Origin of the sequence: Shinella sp. SUS2, assembly GCF_001262505.1 — a bacterium.
GTDB lineage: Bacteria > Pseudomonadota > Alphaproteobacteria > Rhizobiales > Rhizobiaceae > Shinella.
Genome location: NZ_KQ410728.1, coordinates 52,128 through 73,571 on the forward strand (window position 1 = coordinate 52,128; position 21,444 = coordinate 73,571).

Sequence of the window (21,444 nt, forward strand, 5' to 3'; positions counted from 1 at the left end):
CTTGATTACCTGCTATCTCAGATATGTCATCGATCCGCACAAGTTGGCGGAGTTCGAAGAATATGCCCGTGCCTGGATCCCCATCGTCAACCGCATGGGCGGCACGCATCACGGCTATTTCCTGCCCAGCGAAGGGGCGAACAACATCGCGCTGGCGCTCTTCAGCTTTCCGAGCTTTGCCGCCTACGAGGACTACCGCACGCGTATGCTGACCGATCCCGAATGCGTCGCGGCCTTCGAGATGGACAAGCGCAACCGCAGCATCGTGAGCTACGAGCGAAGCTTCCTGCGCCCGGTGTTTTCCTGAGCAAGGAAAAAGCCGGCTCATTGTTGAGCCGGCTTTTCGTCATTTCGCCAGCGGTTTGCCCAGCCTGCCTGCAAGATCCTGGACATACTGCCAGGCGACGCGGCCGGAGCGCGAGCCGCGGGTGGTCGACCATTCCAGCGCCTCGGCATGCAACTGCTCTGACGGGATGTCGAGGTCGAAATGCCGGGCATAGCCGTCGATCATCTCGAGATATTCGGCCTGGCTGCACTTGTAGAAGCCGAGCCAGAGACCGAAACGGTCGGAGAGCGAAACCTTCTCCTCCACCGCCTCCGACGGATTGATCGCCGTCGACTGCTCGTTCTCCATCATGTCGCGCGGCAGGAGGTGCCGGCGGTTGGACGTGGCGTAGAGCAGCACATTGTCCGGACGCCCCTCGACGCCGCCGTCGAGTGCCGCCTTCAGCGACTTGTAGGACGTGTCGTCATGGTCGAAGGACAGGTCGTCGCAGAAGATGATGATCGGGCAGGGCGCTTCCTTGAGAATATCCATCAGCGCCGGCAGCGTGGCGATGTCCTCGCGGTGCACTTCGACCAGCTTCAGCTTGCTGCCGGTTTCCTTTGCGGCAAGCGCATGGACGGATTTCACCAGCGATGACTTGCCCATGCCCCGCGCGCCCCAGAGCAGCACGTTGTTGGCTGGCAGGCCGCGGGCGAAACGCACGGTGTTGTCGACGAGGATGTCACGCACATGGTCGACGCCGCGGATGAGATCGATCTCGATGCGGTTCGGCCGCTTGACCGGCTGAAGGTGCTGGCGGGCCGGCGACCAGACGAAAACCTCGGCGGCGTTCCAGTCGTTGACGGCGGGGGCGGGGCCGGCGAGGCGTTCCAGCGCGGCGTTGATGCGGCCGATTTCGGCGAGCAAGAGCTTGACGTGATCTTCCTGCAATTTCTCTCTCCTCATGCGTCCCTGCCGGGTAGCATGCGGCGGCGGGTCGCGAAAAGGGGGAAAGCGCTTGAAAACAGGCCACTTCGCAAGGTCGTGTGTTGCATTCAAGGCCCGCTTGCCTATATTCCGGCAACCGAAACGGCCCTGGAGGCCGCACGAATTCAAGATTTCAAGGAGTAGTTGATGTTCATTACCGAGGCCTTCGCGCAGACGGCGGCACCCGGCGGTGCAGGCGGCGCAGACATTCTGATGTCGGTCCTGCCGTTCCTGCTGATCTTCGTGGTGATGTATTTCCTCATCATCCGTCCGCAGCGCGCTGCCATGAAGCGTCGCGATGAGCTTCTGAAGAACATCCGCCGCGGCGACCAGGTCGTTACTGGCGGCGGCATCGTCGGCAAGGTCACCAAGGTCGTCGACGACAACGAACTCGAAGTCGAGATCGCCGAAGGCATCAAGATCCGCGTCGTACGCAGCGGCGTCAGCGAAGTCCGCGTCAAGGGCGAACCCGTCAAGGAATAACTTGGCCTGCCGCCTGGCCGAGCGAATGTGCCCGGCCGGACGGCCCGACTGGTTTTCAGCCGGCGGCGCGCCGGATTAGTCGAGATCGCGATGCAGCAATCCGCCCGCTGGAAGACCTTTTCCCTCTGGCTCGTCCTTGTGGCGAGCCTTCTTGTTCTTCTGCCGAGCCTTTTGCCGGCACGGATGTCGGCCGGCCTTCCCGGCTGGCTGAGCGAGCGTCGCCTCGCCCCCGGCCTCGATCTTACCGGTGGCTCCCGCCTGGTGCTGGAAGTCTCGCGCAGCGACATCGCCGCCGAACGGCTGCGTGCCGGCGTCGAGACGATCGGCAACGCGCTTCGCGCCGCCCGCATTCCCTATAGCGATCTCAACGGCGCCGACGACACGATCGAGGTGACGGTTTCGGCGGCCGATCGCCGTGACGCGGCCCGCGCGGCGCTCGCCGGTCTCGATCTCGGCACGCTCAGCGAGCCGGAGGCCGGCCAGTTCCGCATCGTGCTTTCGGGCGAAGCGGTGGACAGCGCCGTCAGCGCGGCTTCGCTCGGGGCGGTCGATGCCGTGCGCCGCCGCGTCGAAAGCCTTGGCATTCCCTCGCTGCTCGTCGCCCGCGGCGACCGCGATCGGATCACCGTCTCCATGCCGGGCCTCACGGATCCGCAGCGCGTGAAGGACATGCTGGCGCAGGTCGGCCGTCTCTCCGCCCGGCTGGTGGACGACAGTGTGCCGGTCGACCAGGCGATCGAGAACGGCCCTCCGGCCGGATCCGAAGTGCTCTACTCCACCGGCGAGCCGCCGGTCGGCTATCTCGTGCGCCAGGACGATCTTTTCACCGCCGTCGACGTTGCCTCCGCACAGCCGGCAGCCAATGGCGAACCCTTCATCGAATTCGTGCTGAAGGGCGAGGCCGCCGAACGGCTCGCAGCCTTCACCCGCAACAACAGCGGCCGCACCGTCGCCATCCTGCTCGACGGCCAGGTGATCTCCACCTCGCGCATCCAGGGCGCCATCACGGACGGCGTTGGCCGCCTCTCAGGTGATTTCGACGCCGAGGGCGCGGCGAACCTCGCACGCGTCATCACCAGCGGCCCGCTGCCTGCGCCGCTCACCATCATCGAGGAACGCTCCATCGAGCCGGTGCTTGGCACGACCTCGGGCGACACGGTCGTTGTCGCGCTTCTCGTCGCCGTCGCGGCCGTCGTCGCCTTCATGACCTTCTTCTATGGCGTGCTTGGCGTCATCGCCTCGCTGGCATTGTCCTTCAACGTCATCCTCACCTTCGCCATGCTGGCGCTGATCGGCGCACCGCTGTCGCTTTCCATGATCGCCGGTATCGTGCTCACGGTCGGCATTGCCGTCGATGCCAGCGTGCTGATCTTCGAGCGCATCCGCGAGGAGGTGAAGGGTGGGCGCGAGCTCTCCCGGTCGGTTCTGGTCGGTTTCCGCCGTGCCCGTGCCACGGTGCTCGATGCCGCCGTCACCATGTTCATCGCCATCGCGGTCCTCTTCCTGCTTTCGGCCGCGCCGGTGCGCGCCTTCGCGCTTGCCGTCGGTATCGGCCTTTTCGCGACGCTCATCACCACCTTCACGCTGACGCGCCGCCTTGTCACGGTCTGGCTCAACCGCAGCCACGCGACGCACCTGCCGAAGGGCGTGCGCTCCGGCTTTTTCGACAGCCTCAATCTGCGTTTCATGGCGGTGCGCAATGGCGTCTTCCTGCTGACGGCGGTGCTGTCGCTCGCCATCGCGGGCCTCTTGGTCGCCGGCAAGCTCAAGCTCGGCATCGATTTCACCGGCGGTGCGGCGCTGGAGGTGCAGGCGAAGGCCGGCAATGCGGATCTCGACGACATCACGGCCCGCCTGAACGATGCCGGCGTCGACGTGCTGAACGTCACGAAGCAACGCGATGCGCGGCACGCGCTGGTGCGGATGACATCGGCGGGTGAGGGCGAAAACGCGGAGCAGACCTCCGTGCTGATTGCCCGCGGCGAGCTGGAGGACGATTATGATTTTCGCCGTGTCGAGGTGGTCGGCCCGGCGATCTCAGGCGAATTGATCGATACTGCGACCCTTGGCTTCATCGTCGGTTTGCTCGCGCTCGTCGCCTATATCTGGATCCGCTTCGAATGGCATTTCGCCATCGGTGCGATCATCTCGCTGGCGCATGACGTCTTCTTCACACTCGGTTTCCTCGCGCTCGCCAAGATCGAGTTCAACATCAGCGCCGTTGCGGCGCTGTTGACGGTCGCCGGCTATTCGCTGAACGACACGATGGTCGTTTACGACCGTGTTCGCGAGAATCTCCGGCATTTCAAGCAGATGCCGCTGCCGATCCTCATCGACGACGCGATCAACCGCACACTCTCGCGCACCGTGCTCACCTCGGCGACGACGCTGATCGCGCTCGCCGCGCTTGCGCTGTTCGGCGGTGAGGCAATCGGCACCTTCGCGCTGACGCTGCTCTTCGGGGTGGCGATCGGCACCATATCCTCTATCTATATCGCCGGACCGGTCCTTATCCTGTTCCGCCTCCAGCCGGAGCGCTACCGCCCGGGCAAGGGCGGCAAGGGCCCGGCTCCGGAAGCGACGGGAGCCAATGGCTAAAGGCATCGAAATCCGGGAGGCGCATTTCCCCGGCCGTGCGCCGATCGACGCATATGGCAATGGCGGCTTCCGCTTTGCCGACATGTCGCATCGCGGCTCCATCCTCTGCCTGCCCTCGGGCATCCATGGCTGGGACAAGGAGGAGGGCGCGCCGCTGACGCTGGCCGACCTCCAGCGCGTCCTGGACGAGGCGGGCGAGATCGAGGTGCTGCTCGTCGGCACGGGCAAGGAGATCCGTCCGCTCTCGGCCGAGATCAAGGCAGCGCTGACGGAGCGCAAGGTGCGTTCCGATCCGATGAGCACGGGCGCCGCCGTACGCACCTTCAATGTCATGCTGGCCGAAAGCCGGGCCGTCGCCGCAGCGCTGATCGCGGTGTGAATTTTGCCATGACCGATATGCGGCAAGACCCTTATGCGCACTGTCTGGCGATGCTTCGCGACACCGACCGCGACCGTTACCTCGCCTGCCTGCTGGCCCCGGCGGAAAAGCGCGGCGCGCTTGCCGCGCTCTATGCCTTCAATGCCGAGATCGCCCGCGTGCGCGACGTGGTGCGCGAGGCGTTGCCCGGCGAAATCCGCCTGCAATGGTGGCGCGACGTGCTCGAGGGTACGGCCGAGGGCGATGCCATGGCCAATCCGCTCGCTGCCGGCCTGATGGCCTGCGTGAAGGAACATCGGCTGCCGGTCGCCGTGCTGACGGACATGACAGAGGCGCGCATCTTCGACGTCTACAACGACCCGATGGAAAGCCGCGCGGCATTCGAAGGCTATGCCGGTGAAACCGCCTCGGCGCTGATCCAGCTTGCAAGCCTTATCCTTGATCCGGCAAGGGCGCCCGAATCGGCGGAGGCTGCCGGCCATGCCGGCGTGGCGCAGACCGTCGCCGGCACCCTGCTGATGCTGCCGATCCACCGGCGGCGCGGCCAGGTCTACCTGCCGGCCGATCTTCTTGCCGCCACGGGCCTGACACCGGAAGCCCTGCTTGCCGGCAACGATACGGCCGCGGCGGCGCGGGCGGTGGATGCCTTTGTCGGTCTCGGTCGGGAGCACCTTGCCAAGGCACGGGCCGCTGGTGGCGTTTCGCCGGCCAACCGCCCGGCCTTTCTGCCCGTCGCGCTCGTTCCGCCTGTGCTGGGTGCTGCGGAGAAGGCCGGCGAAGCGGTGCTTGAGCGCTCCCTCCAGCCCGCCCAATGGCGACGGCAATGGTGGATGTGGCGTGCGCTGCGCCGTGGCCCGTTCTAACTTGGCGGGGTTCCCGTTTCTTCGCGTGTCGCGTAAAATTGCGGTGTCCGGTCGGCGCTGCCTCTTGAGCGCCTGACAAGACGCAAAACTGGCGCAAGCCTTGTCCGCTACAGCGGCAGGACGTTTTTCGCGGAGGAATCGCGCCGATGCTCTGGACCATCACCATCGCCTGCCTGCTTTTGGCCGGCCTCGTCTTCCGTCAGGTGTTTCGCCGGGATGAGGAGCAGGAGATGGCCGGCGAGGATGCGGGGCTTGCGATCCTTGAATTCGGCCGCGCCTTTCCCGACGAGGCGATCCGCGAGGTCATCACCACCGCGGACAGCCGCACGGTGTTCCTGCGCCTGCATGACGGCAAGGCCGGATGCATGCATGCCCATGGTCACCACTATTCCTGCCACAGGATCGAGCCCGGCACCGTGCGCGTCGAAAGCGCCGGCCCGAAGCGCCTCGCCGTGAAATTTGCCAATGCCGCCTTCGAGGGCGGCGTCTTCGAATTCCGCGACGAACGGGAGGCCGCGGAGGTCTCGCTCTGGCTGCTCGGCAGCTTCATGCCGGCCGTGGCCGGGCGCGGGGCCGAGACCGCAGGCCAACAAAACTAAAAAGGCGGGGCCAATCGCCCGTGGCACGACGTTGCGTCCTTCTCCTTCTCCTCAACGGGGAGAAGGGGCAGGAGGCGTGCTCCCGGCCTCCTGTGCTATCCTGCATTTTGACGGTGCGGCCGAGGGAGCCGTCCGGAAAATCAGCGACCGAGCCAGCGGGCGCAGTCTTCGAGCGCCCGTGCGGCCGTCGCCTGTTTCTTGGCGAGGGCCTTGTCCTTGCCACGGAACCGCTTGACGCCGTCCGGCTTCGTCACCGTGCCCGGCTCCAGCGGCGGGAACAGGCCGAAGTTGACGTTCATCGGCTGGAAGGAACGTTTTCCCGGTTCGTCGTCCGAGACGATATGGCCGCCGGTGATGTGGCCGAGCAGCGAACCGAAGGCTGTGGTTTCCGGCGGCAGTGAGGGCGTTTCGCCGCGTCGTTCGGCAACCGCGAACCGGCCGGCGAGCAGGCCGATGCTGGCGCTCTCCACATAACCCTCGCAGCCGGTGATCTGGCCGGCAAAGCGCAGGCCCGGGCGACCCTTCAGCGTCAGCGAGCGGTCGAGCAGCGTCGGCGAATTGATGTAGGTGTTGCGGTGGAGGCCGCCGAGGCGAGCGAATTCCGCATTCTGGAGGCCGGGAATCAGGCGGAAGATCTCGGCCTGGGCGCCGTATTTCAGCTTCGTCTGGAAGCCGACCATGTTGTAGAGCGTGCCGAGCGCATTGTCCTGCCGCAGCTGCACGACGGCATAGGGCTTGACCGTCGGGTTGTGCGCATTGGTGAGGCCCATGGGCTTCATCGGGCCGTGGCGCGGCGTTTCGCGGCCGCGCTCCGCCATCACCTCGATCGGCAGGCAGCCGTCGAAATAGGGCGTGCCCTCCCATTCCTTGAAGCCTGTCGTATCGCCGGCAATCATCGCGTCGATGAAGGCGTTGTACTGCGCTTCGTCCATCGGGCAGTTGATATAGTCCTTGCCCGTGCCGCCGGGGCCGACCTTGTCGTAGCGCGACTGGAACCAGCAGATGTCCATGTCGATGCTGGCCGTATGCACGATCGGCGCGATGGCGTCGAAGAAGGCGAGCGAATCGGCGCCGGTGCGGGCCTGGATCGCTTCGGCGAGCGACGGGGCGGTGAGCGGCCCGGTGGCGATGATCGCCTGGTCCCAAGCCTCCGGTGGCAGGCCGGTGACCTCCTCGCGTATGATGGAAATCAACGGGTGGCCTTCGAGTGCGGCGGTGACGGCGGCGGAAAAGCCGTCGCGATCGACGGCGAGGGCACCGCCGGCCGGCACCTGGCTGCTATCGGCCGCGCGCATGATCAGCGAGCCGGCGAGCCGCATTTCGGCGTGCAGCACGCCAACGGCATTGCTCGTCGCGTCGTCCGAGCGGAAGGAGTTGGAGCAGACGAGTTCGGCAAGGCCGTCCGTCTTGTGGGCATCCGTGCCGCGCACCCCGCGCATTTCATGCAGGATGACGGGTACGCCGCTGGTCGCGATCTGCCAGGCGGCTTCCGAGCCGGCAAGGCCGCCGCCGATGACGTGGATGGGAGCGAGGGAAGAGGTCTGTGTCATGGGCGGTTCGTTACCATGCCCGCGGGCTGCTTTCCATCACGGAGATTCAAAAGCCCGAATCAAAAACGGCACCAGATGGTGCCGTTTGAAGCGTTCCTCGCGCGTCGCCGTTTCCGGCCGCAGCGGTGGAAACCGGCTATGTCTTAGCGGAAGGAACGGGCTGCGATGTCGCGGATGTCGTAACGGGTCAGGCCGATGTCGGACAGCGTGTGGTTCGACAGGTTGCCGAGTTCGTTCATCGTGCGGCGGTAGGAAATCCAGTTCTTTGCAATGCGGATCGGGTTCATCGTCTTCTCCTCGAAGGGTTGGCCGGGAGGTCTGTCTCACCGGTGTGTGAGCTCTATATAGGCGATACCCTTATTAATGTGCAGTGCAAAGAAAATGCAGCTGCTATGCATTTGTGCAATAAGACGACCACCAATCGGGCAGGTGATTTTGCTGCGGGCATAGCACGCAGAAAATGCCGCTATTCCAGGCAGATAGAAAGCTTCATCGTACTGGGTGGCTTCTCTGCGGAATGTCGCATGGGGAAGATTGCGACATTGTGCGGCGCAAAAAGACAGGCAAACAAAAACGCCCCCAGGCGGGAAGCCTGAGGGCGTTCGAAACAGGACCGCTAACGGTCGTTCGGCTTAGTTGGCAGCCTTGCGAGCGATGTACGGAATATCGCTGCGGCCGATGCCGAGGTCGCGGAGTTCCCGGTCCGACATGCGGCCGAGTTCGTTGACGGTCTGACGGTACTTGCGCCAGTTGTTGAAAGAGCGTGCCAGGTTCATGTTCTTACCCCTTTCTTGGGCTTCCTACTGGGCGGCCGCTCGTCCTTGGCGCCGCCCCGATCTGATGAATTGGAATATACGCTGCGCCGCCGAAAAGAACAGCGCTGTTACAGCACGGCACCTATGCGTTTTGAGCATGTCAAGCGGAAATTTCGGCAAAATTCTGGCCAAATTTCCGGCTTTTGGCCACAAAGGTTAAGATCGCTATGCGTCAGAGGTTGGGTGCGGTGCAAAAAAACAAAACCCGCCGGGGGAGGAGATCCGGCGGGCTTTGCTGATATCGATTGGCAGCCTGGGAGGAGGAGGGAGGGCCGCCAATCCTGTCGGGGACGTTGGGAGGAGGAGATCGCCGCCCGACCGATGGGAATGATATAGGCCGTTCGAGCCTTGCGTTGAAGCGCAGGATGGGAATGGCACCAATGCATGTGGTGCATGCCTGTGATCGTGCAGCAGGATTTTCTGCCCGGATTTTGAGCGGAGTGGTCGATCGTGTCGAGGTGTTTGGCCGCTTTGGCGCGGCTGCGCATGCGTCTGGCGCAAACAATAACGCCCGCTGGGGGAGGAGGTCCAGCGGGCGTCACTATGAGTGATTGGCAACTGGGAGGAGGAGTGTTGCCAATCGTATCGAAACGACACTGGGAGGAGGAGTGCGTCGTTCCGAATTCTATGTCGATCCCCGTTTCCAGGGCTCGGGTCGGTCGGCATCATGCCGGGCGTTCGACCAGTCCGCCTTTCCCGTTCCTCTGTCGCCCTACGTTACGCGGCGCCTTGATTTGCGGGCTGGATCGCTTCTGATCCGATGTCTGAACTATAGCCTCGACCGTTGATTTTGTGCAGTGCAATATGAGCATGGATGATATGCGCCAACTGCATGTCCGAAACCACCGGTCCAATCGACCTGTTGAGGCTAATTTTATCAGGCCTTTCTTTATTTCCCGTTAATCTTGGTGGTGCCGAGCCCGTCTTCAAGGGCAGAAGTGTCGAATAAATGCTCTTTTTTCGGATTTTTGCTCCGATTGCGAATTTCCAGCGGCCCTGTATCGTTCCTGTTGACAACGCCGGAATCGGCGCGAACCGCAGGCATTTTCGAACGGAGCAGGAACGGATGTACAGGGGCAGGTTGGAGCGCGACCTCAAACACTGGACGGCACAGGGCTTGCTCGATGCCCCGACGGCCGGGCGCCTGCTGCAGGAATACGATTCCCGCCCCAGTTCCTTCAGCCTCGGCCGGGTTTTGATGATCATCGCGGCGCTGCTCGTTTCGGCCGCGGTGCTGCTGCTCGTCGCGGCCAACTGGGAGGCGATCCCGCGGCTCGTCCGGCTCGTCGGCATCGTCGGGCTGATCTGGGGTGCCTATATTGCCGGCGCGGTGCTGATCACCCGCGGCGCGGAGCGGCTGGCTTCCGCCTTCCTCGTCTTCGGCACGCTCGCCTTCGGCGGCGCGATCGCCCTCGTCGGCCAGATGTATCATCTTTCCGGCGATACGTTCCAGGCGATGCTCGTCTGGTTCTCAGGGGCGGTCGTGGCTGCCGCGCTCTTCCGCTCGGGTGCGGTCACGGCCATTGCCGGTGTCCTTGCCTTCGTCGTTTCCGGCGCCGACTGGACGTCGTCCTACAATGTCGACGAGACGGTGCTGCTCTGGCTGATGCCGTTGATGGCGGTCATCGTCATCCTCTTGGTGCGCTATACCGGCGCGGCGCGGGTGCGGCATCTCGCCTATCTGCTGCTCGTCGCCTGGCTTGCCTTCATCTATAGCGAATACGAGACGCCCGAGACCGCCATCGCGATCGCCGGCTTCGGCGCGATCGCCTATCTCCTCGCCGCCGTGCCACAATCGCCGCTGCATGCGTTTGCCCGCAGCGCCGGTGCTGCGCCCGCCTTCTATTCCTATCTGGTGCTGGTGGTCGGCCTTCTCGTGCTGCATGCCGAATTCGACAATATGGCGAACCGCCTGTTCCTCGGCATCATCACGCTCGCGGCCGCCATTGCCGGCATTGCGCTGTCCGGCAAGGAGAACGGCGCGGTGCGCTACCTCGGCTATGCGACCTTTGCCGCCGAGACGCTCTATCTGGCCTCCGAAACGATCGGCTCGATCATCGGCACATCCGGCTTCTTCCTGGTGTCCGGCCTCGTGGTGGCGCTGATCGCCTGGGCGGTGATCGTGCTGGAGCGGCGCTTTTCCAAGGCTGAAACGAAGGCGGAGGCCTGACCCATGACCCTTTCCCGTTTTCTCCGCATGCCGCCGCTCGTCGCCGGTATCCTTGCCGCCGCGTTGCAGACGGCCGTGCTCGGCTACATGGTCGAAAGCCGCGCGTCGATCCTGCGCAGCGGCGCCGATATCAAGCTGAAGACGCTGCCGGTCGATCCGCGTGATCTCCTGCGCGGCGACTATGTTATCCTGTCCTACCCGATCTCGACCATCCCCAAGGCGATCGTCACCGGCGATGTGCCGAAGGCGAGCGGCCGTGTACGCCTCGCCGTGCGCTTGAAGCCCGGCGCGGACGGCCTGTGGACGGCGAACGAGGCGCGCTTCGGTGATCTTGCGCCGGAAGAGGGCAGCGTCATCCTGCGCACGCTGCCCTTCGATTACTATTCCGCCGGCGACGGCAGCCTGCCCGACACCCTCTTCGTGAGCTATGGCCTCGAGCGCTATTATGTGCCGGAGGGCGAGGGCAGGGTGCTGGAGGATGCCCGCAACCTGGAGGAGCTGGAGGTGGAGGCCCGCGTCTCCGCGGACGGCACGCCGCAGATCGCCCGGCTGATCCTTCGCGGTGAGCCAATCTATGACGAACCGCTCTATTGATGGGAGTGCCCGGAAGCTCCCGCATTTTTCCTTTGATCCTCCGGAAACGGGTGATATAGAGACGCCGCGCTCGGAAGGCGCCACGGTGCGCAGCTGCGCTGCCCGTGGCAAAGCGGTTTCTGAGACGCGGGTATGGTGAAATTGGTAGACACGCCAGATTTAGGTTCTGGTGCCGCAAGGCGTGGGAGTTCAAGTCTCTCTACCCGCACCAGAGCCACCAAACGCGGAGACAGGAGGTTTCCGCGTGACGTGGAGCACAGCGACACAATTCCTTAGATCGACAGCGATTTAAGGAATTGTGTCGTAGATTCTAGAGTGCGACAGCGTCCTTTGCGCGCCGTAAATGGCGCGCGGCGCTGTCGAGAGCGCCATTTTGCTTGCCAAAAGGCCACCGAATTCAGTAAAGCCACTGCCGGCAAATGGACCGGCGGGGTGCTCGCCATAACCGGCAGGCCGGTTTGAGCATCGCCAACTCGAAATGAAGGTTTGAACATGCAGGTTATCGAAACGCTCGCTGAAGGGCTGAAGCGCGAAATCAAGGTCGTCATCCCGGCCAAGGACATGGAAGCTCAGATGAACGAGCGTCTTGAAGACGCCAAGGGCCGTGTCCGCATCAACGGCTTCCGTCCGGGCAAGGTGCCCTTCGCGCATCTCAAGAAGATGTACGGCAAGTCCATCATGGCCGAACTCGTCAACGAGATCGTCCGCGACCGTCCGTCGGCCATCCTTTCCGAGCGCGGCGAAAAGTCTGCGACGCAGCCGGAAATCGCGATGACCGAAGACCAGGCTGAAGCGGAGAAGATCCTCGCCGGTCAGGCCGATTTCGAATTCACGCTGTCCTATGAAGTGATCCCGGCAATCGCCCTGAAGGACAATTCCGGCATCGCCGTTACGCGCGAAGTCGTCGAGGTCGACGCGTCCGAGGTTGACGAGCAGATCCTCAAGATCGCCGAAAGCGCCCGCACCTACGAGACCAAGAAGGGCAAGGCCGCCAATGGCGACCGCGTCACGATCGACTATCTCGGCAAGGTCGACGGCGAAGCCTTCGACGGCGGCAAGGACGAGGACGCAGAACTCGTTCTCGGCTCCAACCGCTTCATCCCCGGCTTCGAAGAGCAGCTCGTCGGCCTGAAGGCTGGCGAAGAGAAGGTCATCACGGTCACCTTCCCGGCCGACTACCCGGCCGCAAACCTCGCCGGCAAGGAAGCCACCTTCGACATCAAGGTCAAGGATGTCGCCGCTCCCGCCGACGTCGAGATCAACGACGACCTCGCCAAGACGCTCGGCCTCGAATCGGCCGACAAGCTGCGCGAAATCGTTCGCGGCCAGATCGAAAGCCAGTATGGCTCGGTCACCCGCCAGAAGGTCAAGCGTCAGATCCTCGACCAGCTCGACGAGATGTACAAGTTCGATACGCCGGAACGTCTGGTCGAAGCCGAATTTGAAAACATCTGGCGCCAGATCAACACGGACCTCCAGCAGTCCGGCAAGACCTTCGCTGACGAAGACACGACGGAAGAGGCTGCCCGCGAAGAATACCGCAAGCTTGCCGAACGCCGCGTCCGCCTCGGCCTCGTTCTCTCGGAAATCGGTGAAAAGGCCGGCGTCCAGGTCAGCGACGAGGAAATGCAGCAGTCGCTTTACCAGCAGCTCCGCCAGTTCCCGGGCCAGGAAAAGCAGATCCTCGAATACTTCCAGAAGACCCCGGGCGCCGCCGCTTCGCTGCGCGCGCCGATCTTCGAAGAGAAGGTCGTTGATCACCTGCTCGGCGAGATCAAGGTGACGGACAAGACCGTCTCCAAGGACGAGCTGATGGCAGACGACGAAGAGGGTTCCGAAAAGGAAACCAAGAAGGCTGCGCCGAAGAAGAAGGCTGCTGCCAAGGCCGACGCTGCGGAAGGCGAAGACGCCGCTCCGAAGAAGAAGGCCCCGGCCAAGAAGAAGGCCGCTGAAGGCGAGGCCGAATAATTTGGGATAGGGCCACGACGGCCTGATCTGACACTGTTCGTCGCCCGCGGCTCTGGCCGCGGGCGATTTTTTATGCGTTCTCGATGGATGCGAGCAGCGGCCAGCCGGAAAGAACCGCAGAAGCGGGCATATCGATGAAGCCCGACCGCACCTGATCGGGATCTCGCTCATGGCAAAGCCGTGCCAGCCGGTAGCCGAGGGTGTAGCCGGCCCAGCGTGGCACCGCACCGGCCCCGAAGAACCATTCGGCATGGTCATAATAGGGATTTTCGAGTTCCGTGTTCGCCTGGGCGAGGGTGCTGGGAAGCTGCTCATGATCGAGCGCCGCGGTCCAGGGCGGTGGAGCAAGGCCGGTCAGCATCTCGGCAAAGGCATCTGCCAATCCTTCCGACGTGATCGCCTCGCCGAGTGTTTCCCCATAGCCGCAGGCGTTCCAGCGCATGGCGTGGTGCAGCTCATGCGCCAGCATCTGCTGGAAAACCCCGCCAGCGACATGCGCTTCGAAGGCTGGGTTGTCCGGTGCCAGACTGATCGTCACGAGGCCACGCCGGAAGCAGGACCCGCCCATCGCCATTTCCGGGATCGTGCCCTCGGGAAAGTTCTGTACGAGAATATCCACCGGATGGCGGCAGAGATCGGCGGGCACGCGGGCGGCTATCCGTCTGCCGATGTCGATCGTCTGTAAGCGAAGCGTATCGCGCCAGGCGGAAAGAGAGCCCTCCGCCTCCAGCAAATGAAGTGTCAGGTTCATGCCGTCTCCCCGCTCATGCCATGCGGTGCAATGTTTGCAGAAGGAAGGGGACGCGGAAAGAGAAAACTGTCAGTGGCGCGGCGCTCGTTCCGCGTGCGTGGAGGACGCGCCCTGGCCGAGCGTCAGAAGCAGTGCCCGGTGATCCGACACTTCCGGTGATTCGACGACGGCAAATCCGGCGACTGGCACCGTCGCATTCACCAGCATGTAGTCGGCGTAGCGGCCGGGTTTCGTGTAGTGCGACGTCCGCGTGTCCGTGAAGCCACGGGTCGTGACGAGATCGGCCAGACCGAGGCGGGAGAGGGCCCCAAACGTCCTGCTCTCCGGCAGAAGGTTGAGGTCGCCACAGAGGACGAGGCCTTCGTCCGGGCGGTGCAAACGCTGGACAAGGGCGATCAGGGCGCCGGCCTGCGCGTCACGCTCCGGGGTGTCGCCCTTGCCGTCGACGGTCCGCAGGCCGTGGAGCTGCACGACGGTGAGTGCGCGGTCCGCGGCATAGTCGTAGAGGCGCAAGGCGTGGGCATTGCGGGGACGCGGATGCGGGCCGAAAGCGTGCGGGGAGAACGCGCCGTGCACGAAATCGAGCGCCTGGCCGATCACGGAGACATCTTGCCGGACGAAGGTGGCGAGGCCGAATTCCTGCCAGCAGGGATGGGCGCCGTCCATCAGCTCGCCGCGCATGGCCGGCGCGAAGAAACCGTCATGGCCGGGCAGGGCGGCGGCGATGTCGCGGTAGAGATTGGCGCGCTGCTGGAGTTCCACTGCGCCGTCGCGATAGGTCAGAAAGGCCGAGCGCGCGGCGATGGCGCGCGGCACCTCCTGCAGGCAATAGACGTCGGCATCGACATCCGCGAGATAGGCAAGGAGCGGCGCATGCAGCATCCCGCCCCAGACGTTCAGCGACAGGATCTTCACGCGCGCTCCTCCTCCCGCGTGTTTTGCGATTCTGGGCGCAACTGGCCTGTCCGCTCGGTGGTCAGACCTGCCTTGTTCGCCTGCGAAAGATCAACCAGCCTGCGACAGGTCGCCCATGCGGTTCCAGGCGTCGAGGCCGGCGATCTTGTAGGCTTCGGCGAGGGTCGGATAGTTGAAGGTGTTCTCGACGAAATATTCGACGGTGCCTTTCAGGTTGAGCACAGCCTGGCCGATATGGACGAGCTCCGTCGCGCCTTCGCCAACGATGTGAACGCCGAGCAGGCGGCGCGTCTTCAGCGAGAAGATCATCTTCAAGAGACCGGAATTGAGTCCCATGATATGGCCGCGCGAGGTCTCGCGGAAACGGGCCATGCCGCATTCATAGGGAATGCCGCGCTCCTTCACCTCTTCCTCGGTGAGGCCGCAGGTGGAGATTTCCGGCACGGCATAGATCCCGTAGGGGAAATATTTCGGCGGCTCCTTGGCGATGGCGCCGACGGCGACACGGGCGGCGATGCGGCCCTGTTCCATGGAGGTCGAGGCGAGCGACGGGAAGCCGACGACGTCGCCGGCGGCGTAGATATGCGGCACGTCGGTCTGGAAAGTTTCCGGGTTCACGCTGAGGCGGCCGCGCGAATCGGCCGTCAGGCCGGCAGCCGGCAGGTTGAGGCTGTCGGTCGCGCCGACGCGTCCGGCGGCATAGAGCACCATGTCGCAGGTGACGCGGCGGCCGTTGTCCAGCGTGATCTCGCACTTGCCGTTGTCGAGCTTTTCCACCTTGTCGGCCTTCTGGCCGAGGATGAGCTTCATGTTGCGGTCGCGCAGATCGTGGATGAACTCTTCGACGATTTCCCTGTCGATGAAATCGAGGATCGTCGGCTTCGGGTCGATGACGGTGACCTGCGTGTCGAGCGCGGAGAAGATCGTGGCATATTCGATGCCGATGACGCCCGCGCCGATGACGGCCATGGAGCGCGGCAATTCCTTGATGTCGAGCAATTCGTCACTGTCGAGAACGCTGACGCCGTCGAAGGGGATGCTCTCGGGACGGTACGGCTTCGTGCCGACGGCCAGCATGATGCTCTTGGCCTGGACGTGGATGGTCTCGCCGTCGTCCTTGGCGATCTCCATCGTATCCGCCGTCACGAACTTCGCCTTGCCGCGGATGTGCTGCACGCGGTTGCGGGCGAACTGGTGCTCCAGAACCTCCACCTCATGATCAAGCGTGATCAGCAGGCGGCGGCGCAGGTCGTCCGCGCTGATCTCCTGCTTGACGCGGTAGGCGCGGCCGTAGAAGCCGCGCTCGCGCCAGCCGGAGAGGTTCAGCGCCGTCTCGCGCAGCGTCTTGGAGGGAATCGTGCCGGTGTGCACCGAAACGCCGCCGACACGTTTTCCCTGTTCGATGACAAGGACCTTGCGTCCGAGCTTGGCTGCCTGGATGGCGCCGCGGCGGCCTGCGGGGCCGCTGCCCACGACGACGAGATCATATTCCTGCATGTGAGATGGCCCCAGCCTTTTGCGGGAAGAATCATATTGCGACGCAGCAATTGTCTTCGCCGTGCAAGTTTTCGTCAATCGAATGTGGCAGCAAACCGTTTCAATCGGATGAAGGAACGCTCACCCGATTTCGTTGTTTTGTAACGCGATTCGGCGCTTCCCCGCAGGGTGCGCCCCTTGATTTCAGATCAGCCTCAGCCCCTTCAGGCTGGCATGCCCGTCCTTGCCGATGATGATGTGGTCATGCACCGTGATACCAAGCGGCCGAGCGGTCTCCACGATCGTCTTCGTCATATCGATGTCCGCCCGCGACGGCGTCGGGTCGCCGGACGGGTGGTTGTGGACGAGGATGATCGCCGTGGACGACAGTTCCAGTGCACGCCGCACCACCTCGCGCGGATAGACCGGCGTGTGGTCCACCGTGCCGTGGCCCTGCACCTCGTCGGCGATCAGCGTGTTGCGCTTGTCGAGGAAGAGGATGCGGAACTGCTCGCGCGGCTCGTGCGCCATGGCGGCGTGGCAATATTGGATGACCGAAGACCAGGAGGCGAGCACGGTCTTGTTGCGGATCTCGCTCTTCAGCGTGCGCTGGGCGACGGCGGAGACGAGTTTCAGATCCAGCGCCACCGCCTCGCCGATGCCCTTCACTTCCTGCAGCAGCGCCGGTGTGGCGCCGAAGACGCCGGCAAGCGTGCCGAACCGCTCGAGCAGGGCTTTTGCCACCGGTTTGGTGTCGCGCCGGGGGATGAGGCGAAAGAGGAGGAGTTCGAGGATCTCGTAATCGGCCAGCGCGCCGTCGCCGCTGTCGCGGAAGCGCAGGCGAAGCCGCTCGCGATGGCCGTGGTAGTGCTTGTCTTCGGCGGGGGGAATCGCCTTGGCGGGCGTCGTGCGGGCGGGGCGCTCGAAGAAGTGGCCCCGCTCGTCGAGGGTGTCGAAAAGATCGTCGGCGGTCGTCGGATCGTTGCCCGTCTCGGCGGGGGAGGTCTTGTCCGTTCGGCCGCGCGATCCTGTCATGGCGGCCTTAGGCGGAAAGGCCGGGGCGGTCGAGGCCGCCGGGCGAAAGCGTGAAGATCTCGCAGCCGTCGGCCGTGACGCCCACCGTGTGTTCGTACTGGGCGGAGAGCGAGCGGTCGCGTGTCACCGCCGTCCAGCCGTCGGACAGCACCTTCACATGCGGCCGGCCGAGATTGATCATCGGCTCGATGGTGAAGATCATGCCTTCCCGCATTTCCGGCCCCTCGTTGGCGCGGCCGTAATGCAGGATGTTCGGTGCATCGTGGAAGAGGCGGCCGACGCCGTGGCCGCAGAAATCGCGCACCACCGAGCAGCGCTCGGCCTCCGCATGGGCCTGGATCGCCTCGCCGATGGCGCCGGTGCGCGCCCCGGGCCTGACGGCGGCGATGCCGCGCATCAGGCATTCATGCGTCACTTCAAGCAGGCGCTCGGCGGCGCGCTTGATCTCGCCGACCGGATACATGCGGCTCGAATCGCCATGCCAGCCATCGAGGATGAAGGTGACGTCGATATTGACGACGTCGCCCTCGCGCAGCGGCTTGTCGTTCGGAATGCCGTGACAGACGACGTGGTTGATCGAGGTGCAGCTCGACTTGGTGTAGCCGCGGTAGTTCAGCGTCGCGGGCAGGGCGCCGTGGTCCATGCCGAATTCGAACACGAAGCGGTCGATGGCGTCGGTCGCGACTCCGGGCTTGACCAGCGGATAGAGTGCATCGAGGCAGCGCGCTGTCAGCTGGCAGGCCTTGCGCATGCCGGCAAAGGCTTCTGCATCGTAGAGGCGGATCACGCCCGTGTTCTTCAGCGGCGCGGAGGACGCGTCGATATAGGTCACCATGGTCGAACTCTCGCTAGTCTTTCCGCATGTTCATAAAACAGCCATACCGGGTTCGTCCATGGTGATCGATGCCACAGGCCGGATTTGCTGGGATGTAACGGCGCATTTGACCGCATAGGCCTCGACGCCGCGAGAAATCGCCCGGCGGAACCCGGCCGCATAGGCGGGGTCGAGATCGGCGCAGATGCGGAACCGCAAACAATCCTCCCGCTGGATGAGATAAAGCATGACCGCGCGGCAGCCGGCCTCGGCCATGTCGCCGAGTTCTTCGAGATGTTTTGCGCCGCGTTCGGTCACCGTGTCGGGGAATTCGGCAAGGCCGGCGGTGCGACGGAAATGCACGTTTTTCACCTCGACATAGGCAAGCGGCCGGTCCGGCCCGGAGAGCAGGATGTCGATGCGTGAGTTGCGGCCGTATTTCTTCTCCCGTTCAAGAACGGGATAGCTGCCGAGATCGGAAACGAGACCGGCGTGGATCGCTTCCTCCGCCAGCCGGTTCGGCAGGCCTGTATTGATGCCGACGACGGTGTCGTCGGCCTCCACCAGTTCCAGCCGGTGGCGGTGCTTGCGCGTCGGGCTGTCGCTCTCCGACATCCAGATGCGCGAACCGGGCGCCGTCAGGCCGCGCATCGAGCCGGTGTTGGGGCAGGAGCCTGTTATCGCCGATCCATCGTCGAGGATGGCGTCGAACAGGAAGCGCTTGTAGCGCTGCACGAGAGTGCCGGAAACGAGCGGTGGATCGAATTTCATGGCGGTTCGGCGATCAGGCGCGCACGCGCACATAGGAGCCGGGGGCTTCCTCGATCGAGTTCATCGTGCCGCCGGTCTTGCGTGCCGGCACCATGCGATCGTCCTCCGCCTTGATCCAGTCGTGCCAGTGCGGCCACCAGGAGCCCGGTGCCTCCTTCGCCTTTTCCACCCAGTCCTCGAACTCGCCCTTCACCGGCCCGCCTGTCCAGTACTGGTATTTCATCTTGTCCGGCGGGTTGACGACGCCGGCGATGTGGCCGGAGCCGGCCATCACATAGGTCACCTTGCCGCCAAAGAACTTGCTGCCGACGAAGACGGATTTCGCCGGCGCGATATGGTCCTCCTTGGTGGCGAGGTTGTAGATCGGAATCTTGACGTCCTTCAGCGACAGCTTTTTGCCGGCGAGCTGCATCTCGCCCTTGCTGAGGGTGTTGTTGAGATAGCAATTCCTCAGATAAAACGAATGGTTGGCGGCGGGCATTCGCGTGGAATCTGAATTCCAGTAGAGCAGGTCGAAGGGCATCGGATCCTGGCCCTTCAGGTAGTTGTTGACGAAGTACGGCCAGATCAGCTCGGAGGCACGCAGCATGTTGAAGGCGGTCGCCATCTTCGAGCCGTCGAGATAGCCGGTCGCCTTCATTCCGCGCTCGATGAGGTCGATCTGCTCCTCGTCGGCGAAGACCTTCAGGTCGCCGGCATGGGTGAAATCGACCTGCGTGGTGAAGAGCGTCGCCGTGCGGATGCGTTTGTCGCCTTCCTGGCCGTGCAGGGCGAGCGTCGCCGCGAGCAGCGTGCCGCCAACGCAATAGCCGATGGCGTTTACCTCGTCCTCGCCGGTCGCCTGTTTGATCGTGTCGAGCGCGAAGCCGACGCCCTCACGGGCGTAGGATTCCCAGTCCTTGGCCGCATGCCGTTCATCCGGGTTCACCCAGGAGATGACGAAGACCGTGTGACCCTGGTCCACGGCCCACTTGATGAAGGATTTTGCCGGGTTGAGGTCGAGGATGTAGAACTTGTTGATCCAGGGCGGGCAGATGAGAAGCGGGCGCTTCAGCACCCTGTCCGTCGTTGCGTCGTACTGGATGACCTGGCAGACGTCGCTCTGCGCCAGCACCTTGCCCGGCGTCAGCGCCATGTTCTGGCCGATAGCGAACTTGCTCGTGTCGGTCTGGCGCAGCTTCAGGTCGCCGCGGCCGGCGGCGATGTCCTCGGCCAGCATCTTCATGCCGCGCACAAGGTTCGCGCCGTTCGAGGCGACCGTCTCGCGGTAGAGTTGCGGATTGGTGGTGACGAAGTTCGTCGGCGAGATCGCGCTGGCGATCTGTCTCACATAGAAGCCCGCCTTGTGGCGCGTGTGCTCGTCGAGGCCTTCGGCATCGGCGACGAGCTTCTCCGCCCAGTCGGAGGTCACGAAATAGGCCTGGCGCAGAAAATCGAAAAACGGGTTCTTCACCCAGTCCTCATCGGCAAAGCGTTTGTCCTTGCCATGCGGATCGGGTGCCGCATCCTGCTCGTCGCCGGAAAGGCGCCCCAGCGTGCGCGACCAGATGTTGAAATAGCTGCCGAGCAGCAGCGTCTGCGCCTCCAGCGTGCGGCGCGGGTCCGTCAGCCAGTATTCGGAGACTTTGGAGAGGGTCTTCACCATGTCGACCATCGGCTCGGAAACCGTGTCGACCTTCTCGCCGCTTTCGCGCGGGGCGAGCCAGGCGGAGGCGGCCTTGCCGAGCTGTTCGACGGTGCGCGCGAAGTTGACCGTCAGCGCCTCGGGATCCTTGACGATGTAGGGCTCGATCGTCGCGGGGTCGAAGGGCTGGAAACCGGGCTTGTTTCCGGCCGCATCGCGTTCATTCGCCTTGCGTTCATCGGCCATGGTTCCCTCCCGATTTTATTGTTACTTTTGTATTTTTACATTCTCTACGAAACAGATTACAAGGGCCTGACAGCCGCATACGGCATTATCGGGAACCGGTCGTTTCGACAGGAGCATACAGCCACATGGCGTTCGAAATCAGGCGCTTGCGCGCCGCTCTCCTCATGGCTGCCGCCACGGTGGCGCTCGCTTCCTGTGCCTCGAGCGAGACCGGATCGACCGCGACGGTAAATGCCGGCGCGAACCGGGCCGATGTCTACCCTGATATCACGGCGATCGTCAGCGCCGAGACGCAGCAGATGAGCGACGAGGAAGCCGCCAGCTACAGCGCACGCCTGACGGCACTCTCCAGTCGTCGCCGTTCGGGCGCGATTTCGGAAGCCGAATACCGCCGCAAGCTTGCCGAGTTGCAGGCGCTGCGCGACGGTCACGGCAAGGCGACGCTTTCCGAAATCGAGAAGACGAATTAGCGCTTGCGTTTCTTGCCGTTTGGCAGCAAAGCGGATGACGGCCAGTTGGTCGTCGGCCGGGCGGAGTGCCT

The 21,444-nt window shown here is 63.8% G+C and carries 21 protein-coding genes and 1 tRNA gene; 11 read left to right on the top strand and 11 right to left on the bottom strand.

Features of this window, described 5'->3' with window-relative positions:
- Position 1 precedes the first annotated feature (1 nt).
- Positions 2-307 (top strand): NIPSNAP family protein, encoded by a 306-nt coding sequence (locus tag AKG11_RS10555; RefSeq protein ID WP_023511875.1) that lies wholly within the window; start codon positions 2-4, stop codon positions 305-307.
- Positions 308-346: 39 nt separating this feature from the next.
- Here AKG11_RS10555 and AKG11_RS10560 read toward each other — a convergent pair whose 3' ends face one another.
- Complete coding sequence (locus AKG11_RS10560; RefSeq protein WP_037406753.1) at positions 347-1,216, bottom strand: ATP-binding protein; 870 nt, start codon at positions 1,214-1,216, stop codon at positions 347-349.
- Between the two features lie 183 nt (positions 1,217-1,399).
- Here AKG11_RS10560 and yajC point away from each other — a divergent pair, with 183 nt between their 5' ends.
- From yajC to AKG11_RS10585, 5 genes are all read left to right on the top strand, one after another.
- Positions 1,400-1,735 (top strand): preprotein translocase subunit YajC, encoded by a 336-nt coding sequence (yajC, locus tag AKG11_RS10565; RefSeq protein WP_023511877.1) that lies wholly within the window; start codon positions 1,400-1,402, stop codon positions 1,733-1,735.
- A gap of 90 nt (positions 1,736-1,825) precedes the next feature.
- The gene (locus tag AKG11_RS10570; protein WP_050743868.1) at positions 1,826-4,333 is read left to right on the top strand and encodes a protein translocase subunit SecDF; all 2,508 of its coding nucleotides are present in this window, start codon (positions 1,826-1,828) and stop codon (positions 4,331-4,333) included.
- On the top strand, positions 4,326-4,712 hold the full coding sequence (locus tag AKG11_RS10575) for an Mth938-like domain-containing protein (RefSeq protein WP_023511879.1): 387 nt from the start codon (positions 4,326-4,328) through the stop codon (positions 4,710-4,712). The genes AKG11_RS10570 and AKG11_RS10575 overlap by 8 nt, the downstream gene beginning before the upstream one ends.
- Positions 4,713-4,720: 8 nt before the next feature.
- Entirely contained in the window at positions 4,721-5,575 is an 855-nt protein-coding gene (locus AKG11_RS10580; RefSeq protein ID WP_050744029.1) for a phytoene/squalene synthase family protein, read from the top strand.
- 146 nt (positions 5,576-5,721) lie between these two features.
- Positions 5,722-6,174 (top strand): hypothetical protein, encoded by a 453-nt coding sequence (locus tag AKG11_RS10585; RefSeq protein ID WP_023511881.1) that lies wholly within the window; start codon positions 5,722-5,724, stop codon positions 6,172-6,174.
- Positions 6,175-6,314: 140 nt separating this feature from the next.
- On the opposite strand, the gene trmFO is transcribed toward AKG11_RS10585, so the two are convergent.
- The 3 genes from trmFO to AKG11_RS33680 all read right to left on the bottom strand — a co-directional run bounded on the left by trmFO (position 6,315) and on the right by AKG11_RS33680 (position 8,500).
- Positions 6,315-7,724, bottom strand: a complete 1,410-nt coding sequence (trmFO, locus tag AKG11_RS10590; protein ID WP_050743869.1) for a methylenetetrahydrofolate--tRNA-(uracil(54)-C(5))-methyltransferase (FADH(2)-oxidizing) TrmFO — start codon at positions 7,722-7,724, stop codon at positions 6,315-6,317.
- A 143-nt stretch (positions 7,725-7,867) separates the two neighbouring features.
- Positions 7,868-8,011 carry a DUF1127 domain-containing protein gene (locus AKG11_RS33675; protein ID WP_023511883.1) on the bottom strand — a complete coding sequence of 48 codons (144 nt, stop codon included), beginning with the start codon at positions 8,009-8,011 and terminating at the stop codon, positions 7,868-7,870.
- Between the two features lie 345 nt (positions 8,012-8,356).
- Entirely contained in the window at positions 8,357-8,500 is a 144-nt protein-coding gene (locus AKG11_RS33680) for a DUF1127 domain-containing protein (protein WP_024270460.1), read from the bottom strand.
- A gap of 1,105 nt (positions 8,501-9,605) precedes the next feature.
- Between AKG11_RS33680 and AKG11_RS10595 the strand changes: the two genes are divergently transcribed.
- From AKG11_RS10595 to tig, 4 genes are all read left to right on the top strand, one after another.
- Positions 9,606-10,709, top strand: coding sequence for a DUF2157 domain-containing protein (locus tag AKG11_RS10595; protein WP_050743870.1), 1,104 nt, complete (start codon positions 9,606-9,608; stop codon positions 10,707-10,709).
- A gap of 3 nt (positions 10,710-10,712) precedes the next feature.
- Complete coding sequence (locus AKG11_RS10600; RefSeq protein WP_050743871.1) at positions 10,713-11,303, top strand: GDYXXLXY domain-containing protein; 591 nt, start codon at positions 10,713-10,715, stop codon at positions 11,301-11,303.
- A gap of 126 nt (positions 11,304-11,429) precedes the next feature.
- Positions 11,430-11,514: transfer RNA gene (locus tag AKG11_RS10605), tRNA-Leu, on the top strand.
- Between the two features lie 281 nt (positions 11,515-11,795).
- Positions 11,796-13,271 (top strand): trigger factor, encoded by a 1,476-nt coding sequence (gene tig / locus AKG11_RS10610; RefSeq protein ID WP_050743872.1) that lies wholly within the window; start codon positions 11,796-11,798, stop codon positions 13,269-13,271.
- 70 nt (positions 13,272-13,341) lie between these two features.
- Here tig and AKG11_RS10615 read toward each other — a convergent pair whose 3' ends face one another.
- The 7 genes from AKG11_RS10615 to AKG11_RS10645 form a co-directional block, all read right to left on the bottom strand.
- Positions 13,342-14,022 (bottom strand): DUF2268 domain-containing putative Zn-dependent protease, encoded by a 681-nt coding sequence (locus AKG11_RS10615; RefSeq protein ID WP_050743873.1) that lies wholly within the window; start codon positions 14,020-14,022, stop codon positions 13,342-13,344.
- Positions 14,023-14,091: 69 nt separating this feature from the next.
- Positions 14,092-14,937: an endonuclease/exonuclease/phosphatase family protein gene (locus tag AKG11_RS10620; protein WP_050743874.1), complete on the bottom strand. Its 846-nt coding sequence runs from the start codon at positions 14,935-14,937 to the stop codon at positions 14,092-14,094.
- A gap of 90 nt (positions 14,938-15,027) precedes the next feature.
- On the bottom strand, positions 15,028-16,434 hold the full coding sequence (gene sthA, locus AKG11_RS10625) for a Si-specific NAD(P)(+) transhydrogenase (RefSeq protein WP_023511921.1): 1,407 nt from the start codon (positions 16,432-16,434) through the stop codon (positions 15,028-15,030).
- A 183-nt stretch (positions 16,435-16,617) separates the two neighbouring features.
- Positions 16,618-17,448, bottom strand: a complete 831-nt coding sequence (gene radC, locus AKG11_RS10630; protein ID WP_082342399.1) for a RadC family protein — start codon at positions 17,446-17,448, stop codon at positions 16,618-16,620.
- Positions 17,449-17,455: 7 nt separating this feature from the next.
- Entirely contained in the window at positions 17,456-18,283 is an 828-nt protein-coding gene (gene map, locus AKG11_RS10635; RefSeq protein ID WP_023511919.1) for a type I methionyl aminopeptidase, read from the bottom strand.
- A 30-nt stretch (positions 18,284-18,313) separates the two neighbouring features.
- Positions 18,314-19,033, bottom strand: a complete 720-nt coding sequence (gene sfsA, locus AKG11_RS10640) for a DNA/RNA nuclease SfsA (protein WP_050743875.1) — start codon at positions 19,031-19,033, stop codon at positions 18,314-18,316.
- Between the two features lie 13 nt (positions 19,034-19,046).
- The gene (locus AKG11_RS10645; protein WP_050743876.1) at positions 19,047-20,903 is read right to left on the bottom strand and encodes a PHA/PHB synthase family protein; all 1,857 of its coding nucleotides are present in this window, start codon (positions 20,901-20,903) and stop codon (positions 19,047-19,049) included.
- Positions 20,904-21,028: 125 nt separating this feature from the next.
- Here AKG11_RS10645 and AKG11_RS10650 point away from each other — a divergent pair, with 125 nt between their 5' ends.
- Positions 21,029-21,373, top strand: coding sequence for an SHOCT domain-containing protein (locus tag AKG11_RS10650; protein WP_023511916.1), 345 nt, complete (start codon positions 21,029-21,031; stop codon positions 21,371-21,373).
- The last annotated feature ends 71 nt before the right edge of the window (positions 21,374-21,444 follow it).

Excerpts from the sequence above, each read along its gene's own strand:
- yajC (WP_023511877.1), top strand. The coding sequence starts at position 1,400 with ATGTTCATTACCGAGGCCTTCGCGCAGACGGCGGCACCCGGCGGTGCA.
- radC (WP_082342399.1), bottom strand. The coding sequence starts at position 17,448 with ATGACAGGATCGCGCGGCCGAACGGACAAGACCTCCCCCGCCGAGACG.
- AKG11_RS10650 (WP_023511916.1), top strand. The coding sequence starts at position 21,029 with ATGGCGTTCGAAATCAGGCGCTTGCGCGCCGCTCTCCTCATGGCTGCC.
- AKG11_RS33680 (WP_024270460.1), bottom strand. The coding sequence starts at position 8,500 with ATGAACCTGGCACGCTCTTTCAACAACTGGCGCAAGTACCGTCAGACC.
- AKG11_RS10570 (WP_050743868.1), top strand. The coding sequence starts at position 1,826 with ATGCAGCAATCCGCCCGCTGGAAGACCTTTTCCCTCTGGCTCGTCCTT.
- AKG11_RS10645 (WP_050743876.1), bottom strand. The coding sequence starts at position 20,903 with ATGGCCGATGAACGCAAGGCGAATGAACGCGATGCGGCCGGAAACAAG.
- AKG11_RS10580 (WP_050744029.1), top strand. The coding sequence starts at position 4,721 with ATGACCGATATGCGGCAAGACCCTTATGCGCACTGTCTGGCGATGCTT.
- sfsA (WP_050743875.1), bottom strand. The coding sequence starts at position 19,033 with ATGAAATTCGATCCACCGCTCGTTTCCGGCACTCTCGTGCAGCGCTAC.
- sthA (WP_023511921.1), bottom strand. The coding sequence starts at position 16,434 with ATGCAGGAATATGATCTCGTCGTCGTGGGCAGCGGCCCCGCAGGCCGC.
- AKG11_RS10575 (WP_023511879.1), top strand. The coding sequence starts at position 4,326 with ATGGCTAAAGGCATCGAAATCCGGGAGGCGCATTTCCCCGGCCGTGCG.
- AKG11_RS10615 (WP_050743873.1), bottom strand. The coding sequence starts at position 14,022 with ATGAACCTGACACTTCATTTGCTGGAGGCGGAGGGCTCTCTTTCCGCC.
- AKG11_RS10600 (WP_050743871.1), top strand. The coding sequence starts at position 10,713 with ATGACCCTTTCCCGTTTTCTCCGCATGCCGCCGCTCGTCGCCGGTATC.
- AKG11_RS10585 (WP_023511881.1), top strand. The coding sequence starts at position 5,722 with ATGCTCTGGACCATCACCATCGCCTGCCTGCTTTTGGCCGGCCTCGTC.
- AKG11_RS10595 (WP_050743870.1), top strand. The coding sequence starts at position 9,606 with ATGTACAGGGGCAGGTTGGAGCGCGACCTCAAACACTGGACGGCACAG.
- AKG11_RS33675 (WP_023511883.1), bottom strand. The coding sequence starts at position 8,011 with ATGAACCCGATCCGCATTGCAAAGAACTGGATTTCCTACCGCCGCACG.
- map (WP_023511919.1), bottom strand. The coding sequence starts at position 18,283 with ATGGTGACCTATATCGACGCGTCCTCCGCGCCGCTGAAGAACACGGGC.
- trmFO (WP_050743869.1), bottom strand. The coding sequence starts at position 7,724 with ATGACACAGACCTCTTCCCTCGCTCCCATCCACGTCATCGGCGGCGGC.
- tig (WP_050743872.1), top strand. The coding sequence starts at position 11,796 with ATGCAGGTTATCGAAACGCTCGCTGAAGGGCTGAAGCGCGAAATCAAG.